Source organism: Oerskovia gallyi (genome assembly GCF_014836745.1).
In the GTDB taxonomy this organism is placed as follows: Bacteria; Actinomycetota; Actinomycetes; order Actinomycetales; family Cellulomonadaceae; genus Oerskovia; species Oerskovia paurometabola.
The window spans coordinates 230,586-240,101 of the sequence record NZ_JACSQE010000003.1 but is presented as its reverse complement, the minus strand read 5'-3'; the positions used below and the strand labels follow the sequence as shown (position 1 = coordinate 240,101).

Below are 9,516 nucleotides of genomic sequence, written 5' to 3'. Positions count from 1 at the left end.
CCCCCCCCCCCCCCCCCCCCCCCCCCCCCCCCCCCCACTTCTCGTCGTGGAAGACCCTTGCGCGCAGCCATGGTTCTGTGGTTCATTACTCATGTAATGAACCACAGAACGTGCGATCGACGAGAGGATGGGCCCCATGTTCGACGGACCTGAACCCATCTACCTGCAGATCGCCCAGCAGATCCGCGCCCAGATCCTGAGCGGCGACCTCGCCGAGGAGGAGCAGGTCATGTCCACGACCCAGTACGCCACGACCTTCCGCATCAACCCCGCGACCGCCGCCAAGGCGTTCGCCGGGCTGGTCGACGAGGGAGTCCTCTACAAGCGGCGCGGGGTCGGCATGTTCGTCGCGACCGGAGCCCGCGAGAAGCTGCTCGCCGAGCACCGCGACCGCTACTTCGCCGAGGTCCTGCGCCCCGCCCTGGTCCAGGCCGACCTGCTGGGCATCACCCCCGCCGAGATCGTGGACCACGTCCTCGGTCGTGGCGCCGCGAGCTCCGCGGGCCCCGCCGCCACCCACCCCCCGACGGGAGAGACCTCATGACCGCCCCCACCCGCCCCGAGCCGTTCGGCGTCGAGCTGCGGGACGTGACCCTGAGCTTCGGCAAGGACGAGAAGCACCCTGCGCTCGACGGCCTGAGCCTCCAGGTCCGCCCTGGCACCATCACGGGCCTGCTCGGCCGCAACGGAGCGGGCAAGACCACCGCCCTCTCGCTGATCGCGGCCATGCGCCGCCCCGACGCCGGGACCGTGCTGGTCGACGGCGAGGACCCGTTCGAGAACGCCTGGGCCATGGCCGGCACCCAGCTCGTCCGCGAGAGCGGCGACACCATCGCCGCGACCAAGGTCAAGGACACCCTGGGGTACTACGCGGAGCTGCGCGAGCACTGGGACGCCGACCTCGCGACCGGCCTGGTCGACCTGTTCGAGATCGACCTGCGCAAGCCTCCCGAGAGCCTCTCGCGCGGCAAGCGCTCGGCGCTCGGCGCGGCCATCGGGCTCGCGTCGCGGGCACCGCTGACGATCTTCGACGAGGTGTACCTCGGGATGGACGCGCCCAGCCGGTACGCGTTCTACGACGCGCTCGTCGAGGACTACACCGAGCACCCGCGCACGATCGTCCTGTCGAGCCACCTGATCGACGAGGTCGAGCGGATCTTCGAGGACGTCGTGATCGTGGACAAGGGGCGTGTGCTCCTCGCGGAGAGCGTCGAGTCGGTCCGCGGCAGAGGAGTGAGCCTCACGGGGGCGGCTGCCGTGGTCGAGCAGTTCGTCGACGGCCGCCGCGTGCTGGCCCGACAGCGCCTGGGCGGCACCGCCCAGGTCACGCTCTTCGGTGCGCTCGACGACGCCGAGCGCACCGCGGCGACCGAGGCGGGCCTCGAGCTCGGCGCGGTGCCCCTGCAGGACCTGTTCGTGCACCTGACCCGGGAGGAGCGGTCATGACCGAGAACCTGGCGGGCCCCACGGCCCTCACCGACCGCGAGGCACGGCGTGCCACGGTGCGTCGCGCGGCCGAGACGAGGTCGTTGCGTACCTCGGCGTGGTCGATGTGCGCCGGGACGTGGCAGATCGGCGTGTGGTTCTGGGCGATCGTGCTGATCATCGCGGGCATCATCGGCTACGTCGAGGTGCGCACCGACATCCTCGACGGCAGCGTGATCGACGGCGTCGTGAGCGGGTCGGCGAAGTTCTTCCTGTTCGTCATGGGCATCATCACGCCCCTCGCCATGATCGCGGTGCACGTAGCGGCGGGGGGCACCCGGCGGTCGTTCATCCGTTCGGCCTGGTTCACGGCGGTCTTCCTCGGGCTCACGTTCGCGGTCGTGGCGGCGGTGCTCGGCTACGTGGAGTGGCTCGTCTTCCGGGCGCAGGGCTGGTCGCCCGAGCTCGACCGGGCCCAGCTCTACGTCGACGGCGGCCAGGTCGGCACGGCGTTCCTGGTGCAGCTCTTCTTCTGCAGCGTGTACTGGCTCGTGGGCGCCTCGGTCGGCATGGGCTACTACGCCTTCGGCGTGTGGCGCGGAACGTTCGCCATCGTGCCGTTCCTGGTCCCCCTGGTCCTCGTCGAGCTCGCGTTCCAGAGCGGGTACTTCGGCAAGCCGTTCGCGCAGGCGGTCGGTCTGGCCGACGCCCAGGTGCTCACCGCGGTGGCGGGCGGCTTCCTGAGCCTCGCCGCAGCGGCGTTCGCGTTCCACCTGGTCACGAGGTCGGTGGCCATCGCTCCCGTCACGACCTGACGGTCCTGACGGCACTGGCGTCCCCGACGCCTTAGCGCGGCGCGCCCCCTCCCCGGGGCCGGCGCACCCACCACGAACGTCCATCCCGTCCAGCGGACGGCGCCCGGTCCACCGGTTCGCCGCCCGGCGGACGAGCACACCCTCGAGGAGGTCACCATGACCACCGCACATCCTGCCCCGTCCGTCCCCCCGTCGTCGTCGGCCGTGCCGTCGCTCTCGGCACGCACCGTGCCCGACGGCGCCGCACCGGCCATCGAGGTCGTCGCCCTGCGCAAGGCGTACGGGAGCACCGTCGCCGTGCGCGACGTGAGCTTCGCCGTCGGGCCGGGGGAGATCTTCGGCATCCTCGGCCCCAACGGGGCCGGCAAGACGACCACGGTCGAGTGCCTCGCCGGGCTCCGGCAGGCCGATGCCGGGACCGTCCGGATCCTGGGCCGGGACCCGCAGTCGGACCCGGCCTCGGTGCGCGAGCTCCTGGGCGTCCAGCTCCAGGAGGCCGAGCTCAACGAGCGCATGACCGTGGCCGAGGCGCTGCGGCTCTACGCCTCGTTCTACGAGGACCCGGCCGACACGGCCGAGCTCATGGACCTGCTGGACCTCGCCCCGCACCGCGACCAGCAGTTCGCGAAGCTCTCGGGCGGGCAGAAGCAGCGGCTCTCGATCGCGCTCGCGCTCGTCGGGAACCCGCAGGTCGCGATCCTCGACGAGCTGACCACCGGGCTCGACCCGCAGGCCCGCCGAGCGACGTGGGAGCTCGTCGAACGCGTGCGGGACCGGGGCGTGACGATCCTGCTCGTGACGCACTTCATGGACGAGGCCGAGCGCCTGTGCGACCGCCTCGTCATCATCGACCAGGGCGTCGTCGTCGCGGCGGGGTCCCCGGCCGAGCTCATCGAGTCGGTCGACTCCTCGCGCGTCCTGCGGCTACGGGTCGAGCCCCACGAGGAGCCCGGCGTGCTCGAGGTCCTCGCCGACCTCGCAGACGTCCGGGCCGTGGCACGAGCGGGCCGCGAGATCGAGGTGACGGGGACGCGGCGGGTGCTGCCCGCCGTCGTGCTGGCCCTCGCGGAGCGCGACGTCGTGCCCGACGTCCGGACCATGACCAGATCGCTCGAGGACGTGTTCGTGCACGTCACGGGCAGGACGTACGACCACACGGGGGAGAGTGCCCCCGCATCGACCGGCGACCGGTCCGACACCGAAGGAGCAGCGCGATGACCACGCAGACGGCACGGACGACGACACGGGGTGCCCGGCGCACGCCCGGCACCCGACGCCGCAGGATCGCCGGCACCGGCTGGCACGGCCTGCGGACGCTGACCCTCACCGAGGCCCGCCTGCTGCTCCGCGACCCGGGCACGGTCTTCTTCGCGCTCTTCTTCCCGACGGTCCTGCTCGTGGGCGTGGGCTTCGCGTTCCCCGGCATGCGGGACGTCATCACCGACGCGCCGCCGCCGTGGGAGGGGCTGACGGCGGTCGCGGTCTACGTGCCCGTGGCGCTCGCGACCGCGGTCGCGACGGTCGCGCTCACGACCCTGCCCGTGTACTTCGCGACGTTCCGCGAGAAAGGCGTGCTGCGCCGGCTCTCGACGACCCCCATGAAGCCGCAGGGGCTCATCGGGGCACACCTGTTCATCAACCTGGTGATGGTCTGCGTCGCGGCGCTGCTCGCGGTGGTCGTGGGGAGCCAGGTGTTCGACCTCGCGGGCCCCACGAACCTCACGGTCGTCCTGGCGAGCTTCCTGCTGGGGATCCTGTCGATGTTCTCGATCGGGATGCTCATCGCGTCGCGCGCCGGGAAGGCGAGCACGGCGTCGGCGGTCGGGATGACGCTGTACTTCCCGATGCTGTTCCTCGCGGGCATGTGGACGCCCGGGCCTGTCATGCCCGAGGTCGTGCGGACCGTCGCCGGGTACACGCCGCTCGGCGCGGCGACGCAGGCCATGACGACGGGCTGGTTCGGGACCGGCGTCCCGGTGTCGCAGCTCGTGGTCATGGTGGTGTGGACCGTGGTGCTGCTGCCGCTCGCGGCGAGGCTGTTCCGCTGGTCGTGAGGACGGGCTACCGGACGAAGTGCGGGCCCGCGCTCGGGTCCGCGAGGTAGCCCAGCGTGTGGCCGAGGCGCTCGCTCGTCGACGCGGCCAGGTCGGCCGGCAGGTCGTCGGGCGCGAACCACGCGACGGCGAGCGACTCGTCGTCCGCGACGTGGGCCGCGGCCGCCGCGGCGGGGGAGACCGGTCGGCACAGGAAGCACAGGTCGAGGTACTGCGACCGGTCGCCGTTCGGGTACTCGACGGGCGGCGTCACGGTGACCCCTGTCAGGGCGTCGACGTAGACCGCGACGCCGGTCTCCTCCAGGACCTCGCGGGCGAGGCCCACGGCCGGGTCCTCGCCCGGTTCGAGGATGCCGCTGACGACCGCCCACTGTCCGGTGTCGGCGCGCCGGCCCAGGAGGAGGCGGCCCGCGTCGTCGATCACGACGCCCGACACCCCCGGCATCCACAGGAGGTCGGTCCCGACGCGGGACCGGAGAGCGGCGACGAACTCGGGGATCGGCATGAGGTCGAGCCTAGACCTGCGGTCCCGGGGCGTGTCAGACGTCGACCGCCCGGGGAGTGAGACAGCCCGCTGGTGCCCCGAAACCCCTGTGCTACGGTCGTCGCGTGAACACGGTTCGTTGGTATCGGCGCTTTACGCTGGCTCCTGGAGGGGCCGAGCGGGCGTTCGCCTGACCAACCTTCCCCCCGGAGCCAGCACAGGGCCTTGGACGCAGACCGCGTCCGGGCCCTTCGTCATTCAGACGGGCCGACTCCGGACACAGAGCAGGCCGCGCGGCTCCGTCTGAGTCACCTTCAGATCAGGAGCCCCGCATGACCGCCACGACCTCGACCGCCGTCTCGCCGGACGAACGTCACCACGAGACGACCACGTCGCCCGCCGGTGCAGGTGACACCATGGAACGCGTGACCTCCCACCCCGAGTACGAGCTGCAGGCGCCCACGAGCGACCTGCGCATCCGCGCCCTCGACCCGCTGCCCGCTCCCGTCGACATGCTCGCCGAGCTTCCCCTCGGCACGGCCCGCGGCGACCTGGTCACCCAGTCGCGCCGCGAGATCCGGGACGTCCTGGCGGGGGAGGACGACCGACTGCTGGTCATCGTCGGCCCGTGCTCGGTCCACGACCCCGAGGCCGCGCTCGACTACGCGCACCGCCTCGCGGCCGTCGCGAAGGACCTGTCCGAGGACCTCGCGATCGTCATGCGCGTGTACTTCGAGAAGCCGCGCACGACGGTCGGCTGGAAGGGGCTCATCAACGACCCCGACCTCGACGGGTCCCACGACGTCAACCGTGGCCTGCACCTGGCGCGCGAGGTCCTGCTCGGCGTCCTCGACGCGGGCGTCCCCGCGGCGACCGAGTTCCTCGAGCCGACGAGCCCGCAGTACATCGCCGACGCCGTGTCGTGGGGTGCGATCGGCGCGCGCAACGTCGAGAGCCAGGTGCACCGCCAGCTCGCGTCGGGCCTGTCGATGCCGGTCGGCTTCAAGAACGCGACCGACGGCGACATCCAGATCGCGGTCGACGGCTGCATCACCGCGGCGAGCGAGCACACCTTCTTCGGCACGGACGGTGCGGGCCGGGCGGCCGCGGTGGAGACCGCGGGCAACCCGGACTGCCACATCATCCTGCGCGGCGGCCGCAGCGGCCCCAACTACGGCCCCGACGACGTCGCGTCCGCCCTGCGCGTCGCCGCGTCCTCGGGCCTGGGCGGGGCCGTCGAGCACGGCCTGGTCATCGACGCGAGCCACGGCAACTCGGGCAAGGACCACGTGCGCCAGGCCGAGGTCGTGCGCGAGGTCGCGGCCAGGATCGCCGAGGGCGAGGCCGGCATCACGGGTCTCATGATGGAGAGCTTCCTCGTGGCGGGGGCGCAGGCGCCCGCTCCGAGCGGGCTCGTGTACGGGCAGTCCGTGACGGACAAGTGCATCGACTGGGACACGACGGCCGAGCTGCTCGGCGAGCTCGCCGAGTCGGTGCGGGCGCGCCGGGCGCTCTGAGCCCCCTCGCTCCAGGACGGCGGCCGCTCTCCCACGGGGAGGACGGCCGTCGTCGTCCTGGGACGGGGGTCAGGGGGCCGTGCTGCTCGGGGTGGTCCAGGAGCCGACCTCCACGGTCGCCCCGTCGAGGATGTCGACGCCGCCCTCCCCGCCCATGTGGGAGGTCACGGGCAGGCGGACGGCGTCTGCGCCGATCACGGTCTTGACGAGGAAGCTCGTGGTCACGTCCGGGTCGTTGGTCGTGGACATCGCACCCCACCGGACCAGCGACTCGACGGTCTGGCCGGGGAGGACGACGAGCCGGACGGAGCTGCCGCCGTCCATGTACGGCTCGAGGGTGACCTCGGGCTCGGTGCCCGAGGCGCGCAGGAAGGCCAGCTCGGGGCGACCGTCCACCGCGCACGCTGCGCCCGAGTCGTTCGTGGCGCGCAGGATCGCGAAGCGCGACCCCGCGGCGGCGTCGAACCCGGCGAGCTCCGGGGTGAGGTCCGTGCCGGTGCAGGCAGGGACCCCGTCGGCTGCGGCGGCCGCGGCGTCCACCGCGTCCTGCTCGGCGAACGCCGGGTCGGGTCCGGCCGGCTCGAGGTCGCTCACCCAGCCCGTCTGGGACGCCCCCTCGCCGTCGACCACGAACTGGATCGGGCGTCCGAGCAGATCGGCCTGGCCCGAGGCGCGCAGCCATGCGGCCGTGGGGGCGGGGTCCCCGCCGACGCGGACCGCCAGGAGGGGCGCGTCGCCGTCGCCCGGGGAGGTCTCCTCGATCGCGGGCCCGGCGTCGTACGAGACCTCGGTGACCTCGTCGCGCGCGGAGGCCTCGGCGAGCAGTGCGACCGCGGGCAGGGGCGGGGGTGTGAGGTAGTGGCCGCCGAAGTACCGGGCGCGGGAGTCGTCGGTCGACAGCGAGACGATCCCGTGGCCGAGGTCCTGGGCGACCTGGGCGATCGTGGGGAGGTTCTCCGGGGCGCGGACGGTCACGGCGGTGGTCGTCGCGTCGGACAGGACCGAGGTGGCCCCGGCGTCGAGGAACCCGACGCCGGCGGCGACCGAGTACATCCCGGTGCCGTCCATCCCGACGCGCAGCGTCGCGCCGGTCCCGGGGATCTCGTCGACGACCCACGTCTCGTGGAAGCCCCGTATCCCCGCCTCGAGGAGAGCGGTGCGCGCCTTGTCCGCGGTGTCCTGCGAGGCCTGGGGGCCGGTGAAGCTCTCGAGGTCGATCGTCATGACGAGCCGTAGGACCGGGACGTCCATGCCCGGCTCGTCCGTCTCGGACTTCTCGATCTCGACCGACTCGACACCGTCGAGCGCCCCGACCTCCTGCTCGAGGGCGGCGACGGCCTCCTCGTCGGAGAGCGGGGCGGGGGTGGTGGCGGCGTTGCCGGGACGGCTCACGGCCCAGACGGCGAGGGCGACCAGGACGACGAAGAGTCCTGCCACCACCAGGTAGACGGGCTGGATCCGGGGGCTGCGCTGCGTCTCGGTCACCCCGCGAGGGTAGCGGCTCGCGAGCGATGACCGCCGGGACCCATCCGCCGGCTCGTCGGCGACGAACCACAGGTGCCTCGGTCGTCGCGGGAGGCCACGTGCCGCGGGTGGTCCGCCGGTGCGCCGCGTCGGCAGGCCTGGGGCAGACTGGGCGGGTGCCACCTGTGAGGACGAGCGAGCCCGATGCTCTCGATGCCGCGCTCGCCGCGTGCGCCGGGGGTGACCCGGACGCGTTCGCGCCGGTGTACGACGCGTTGGCCCCGGCCGTCTTCGGCACGGCGCTCGCGGTGCTGCGCGACGACGACCATGCGGCGGAGGTGACCCAGGAGGTGATGATCGAGGTGTGGCAGACAGCGGTGCGCTTCGACGCCTCCAGGGGTTCGGCTCGTACGTGGGTGGTCACGATGGCCCGACGGCGGGCGGTGGACCGGGTGCGGTCCGAGCAGTCGCGCCGGGTCCGGGACCAGAAGGACGTCGACGGCAGGTTCGCAGGGGGCGTGCGCGACGTCGTGGCGGAGGAGGTCGAGCAGCTGCTCGAGTCGGCAGCGGTGAGGCAGTGCCTGGGGAGCTTGACGCAGACCCAGCGCGACGCCGTCGTGCGGGCGTACTTCGGCGGGCTGACGTACCGGGAGGTGGCGGTGGAGCTGGGGGCGGCCGTGCCGACCGTGAAGTCGAGGATCCGTGACGGCCTCGTGCGGCTGCGGGACTGCCTGGGGGTGAACCGTGGCTGACGAGACGGGACGGCCGTTGCCCGGCACTCAGGGCCCGGGGGCTCCAGACGGCCCGGGTGCACCAGACGGCCCGGGTGCACCAGACGGCCCGGGCGGGTCCGACGGTCCGCGCGACCTGCTGGCGGCCTACGCGCTCGACGCGGTCGACGACCTGGACCGGCGTGCCGTGGAGCGGTTGCTCGCTGCCGACCCGGACGCGCGCCGCGAGCTCGACGAGCACCGCGCGGTGGTCGCGGCGTTCACGGTGGACGCGGACCCGCCTGCCGCCCTGCGCGAGCGGGTGCTGGGCAGCCTGGCCACGGTGCCGCAGGTCGCGGCGCCGTGGGGCAGCGAGGGTGCCGCGGGGACGAGGGGTCCGGCAGGCTCGGGCTCTGGTGGGGGAGTGCGCCCCGGGCCGACGCGCCGCCGACGCTGGGCCGTCGTCGCGGCAGCCGCCGCGGCGGTCGTGGCCGTAGCGGTCCCGACGACGCTCGCGGTCCAGGCTCGTCAGGAGCAGGTCCGGCTCCAGACCCAGGCCGACGCGGTCGCCTCGATGCTGGCCGACCCGGCTGCGGAGATCGTCCGGGGGGAGATGGTCGGGGGTGGCGACGCGAGCGCGCTCGTCTCGGGGGACCGTGTGCTGTTCTCGGTCACGGACCTGCCGAGGGCGGGGTCGGCCGAGGACTACCAGCTCTGGCTCGTCGAGGGCGAGGAGATGGTCTCGGCCGGAGTCTTCGACGCTCGCGACGGGTCGGCCGCGCTGCTCGTCGAGGCGGCGGGGAGTGCCGGCGTCGCGGTGACGCTCGAGCCTGCCGGGGGTTCTCCGCAGCCCACGAGCGACCCGCTGGTCGTGCTCGAGACCTGATACTCGACCTCGGATAGAAATCGTCCCGAAAAAGCCTCCGGAATACCCGCTCTCGGGTAATCCCTTGGTCCGATTCCGAGTATATGCCAGGGTTTGTAAAACTCTGGGTATTGGTGATGCAATACGACACGTTCCCACCTGTGTCGTCGTGCGAAGGCGCT

At 72.9% G+C, this 9,516-nt stretch carries 10 protein-coding genes; 8 read left to right on the top strand and 2 right to left on the bottom strand.

The features are described from left to right. The first annotated feature begins 136 nt into the window (after positions 1-136). The 5 genes from H9640_RS05195 to H9640_RS05175 all read left to right on the top strand — a co-directional run bounded on the left by H9640_RS05195 (position 137) and on the right by H9640_RS05175 (position 4,294). Complete coding sequence (locus H9640_RS05195) at positions 137-544, top strand: GntR family transcriptional regulator (protein WP_191789645.1); 408 nt, start codon at positions 137-139, stop codon at positions 542-544. Continuing rightward, positions 541-1,446, top strand: coding sequence for an ATP-binding cassette domain-containing protein (locus H9640_RS05190; RefSeq protein WP_191789644.1), 906 nt, complete (start codon positions 541-543; stop codon positions 1,444-1,446). The genes H9640_RS05195 and H9640_RS05190 overlap by 4 nt, the downstream gene beginning before the upstream one ends. After that, the gene (locus H9640_RS05185; protein WP_191789643.1) at positions 1,443-2,240 is read left to right on the top strand and encodes a hypothetical protein; all 798 of its coding nucleotides are present in this window, start codon (positions 1,443-1,445) and stop codon (positions 2,238-2,240) included. The genes H9640_RS05190 and H9640_RS05185 overlap by 4 nt, the downstream gene beginning before the upstream one ends. 156 nt (positions 2,241-2,396) lie before the next feature. Beyond that, positions 2,397-3,458: an ABC transporter ATP-binding protein gene (locus H9640_RS05180; RefSeq protein WP_191789642.1), complete on the top strand. Its 1,062-nt coding sequence runs from the start codon at positions 2,397-2,399 to the stop codon at positions 3,456-3,458. Further along, a complete protein-coding gene (locus tag H9640_RS05175) occupies positions 3,455-4,294 on the top strand; it encodes an ABC transporter permease (protein WP_191789641.1) in 840 nt (279 codons plus the stop codon). Before H9640_RS05180 ends, H9640_RS05175 begins: the two co-directional genes overlap by 4 nt. A 7-nt stretch (positions 4,295-4,301) precedes the next feature. On the opposite strand, the gene H9640_RS05170 is transcribed toward H9640_RS05175, so the two are convergent. Continuing rightward, positions 4,302-4,799: an NUDIX hydrolase gene (locus tag H9640_RS05170; RefSeq protein ID WP_191789640.1), complete on the bottom strand. Its 498-nt coding sequence runs from the start codon at positions 4,797-4,799 to the stop codon at positions 4,302-4,304. 395 nt (positions 4,800-5,194) lie between these two features. Between H9640_RS05170 and H9640_RS05165 the strand changes: the two genes are divergently transcribed. Further along, complete coding sequence (locus H9640_RS05165) at positions 5,195-6,295, top strand: 3-deoxy-7-phosphoheptulonate synthase (RefSeq protein ID WP_191789762.1); 1,101 nt, start codon at positions 5,195-5,197, stop codon at positions 6,293-6,295. Positions 6,296-6,364: 69 nt separating this feature from the next. Here H9640_RS05165 and H9640_RS05160 read toward each other — a convergent pair whose 3' ends face one another. Further along, on the bottom strand, positions 6,365-7,780 hold the full coding sequence (locus H9640_RS05160; protein ID WP_191789639.1) for a DUF4232 domain-containing protein: 1,416 nt from the start codon (positions 7,778-7,780) through the stop codon (positions 6,365-6,367). A gap of 155 nt (positions 7,781-7,935) precedes the next feature. Between H9640_RS05160 and sigK the strand changes: the two genes are divergently transcribed. After that, positions 7,936-8,511: an ECF RNA polymerase sigma factor SigK gene (gene sigK, locus H9640_RS05155; protein WP_318243654.1), complete on the top strand. Its 576-nt coding sequence runs from the start codon at positions 7,936-7,938 to the stop codon at positions 8,509-8,511. After that, on the top strand, positions 8,504-9,355 hold the full coding sequence (locus tag H9640_RS05150) for an anti-sigma factor (protein ID WP_191789637.1): 852 nt from the start codon (positions 8,504-8,506) through the stop codon (positions 9,353-9,355). The genes sigK and H9640_RS05150 overlap by 8 nt, the downstream gene beginning before the upstream one ends. The last annotated feature ends 161 nt before the right edge of the window (positions 9,356-9,516 follow it).

What these genes read in the sequence shown, in the direction of transcription:
- H9640_RS05190 (WP_191789644.1), top strand. Translation starts at nt 541, where the DNA reads ATGACCGCCCCCACCCGCCCCGAGCCGTTCGGCGTCGAGCTGCGGGAC.
- H9640_RS05165 (WP_191789762.1), top strand. Translation starts at nt 5,195, where the DNA reads ATGGAACGCGTGACCTCCCACCCCGAGTACGAGCTGCAGGCGCCCACG.
- H9640_RS05175 (WP_191789641.1), top strand. Translation starts at nt 3,455, where the DNA reads ATGACCACGCAGACGGCACGGACGACGACACGGGGTGCCCGGCGCACG.
- H9640_RS05170 (WP_191789640.1), bottom strand. Translation starts at nt 4,799, where the DNA reads ATGCCGATCCCCGAGTTCGTCGCCGCTCTCCGGTCCCGCGTCGGGACC.
- H9640_RS05195 (WP_191789645.1), top strand. Translation starts at nt 137, where the DNA reads ATGTTCGACGGACCTGAACCCATCTACCTGCAGATCGCCCAGCAGATC.
- H9640_RS05180 (WP_191789642.1), top strand. Translation starts at nt 2,397, where the DNA reads ATGACCACCGCACATCCTGCCCCGTCCGTCCCCCCGTCGTCGTCGGCC.
- H9640_RS05185 (WP_191789643.1), top strand. Translation starts at nt 1,443, where the DNA reads ATGACCGAGAACCTGGCGGGCCCCACGGCCCTCACCGACCGCGAGGCA.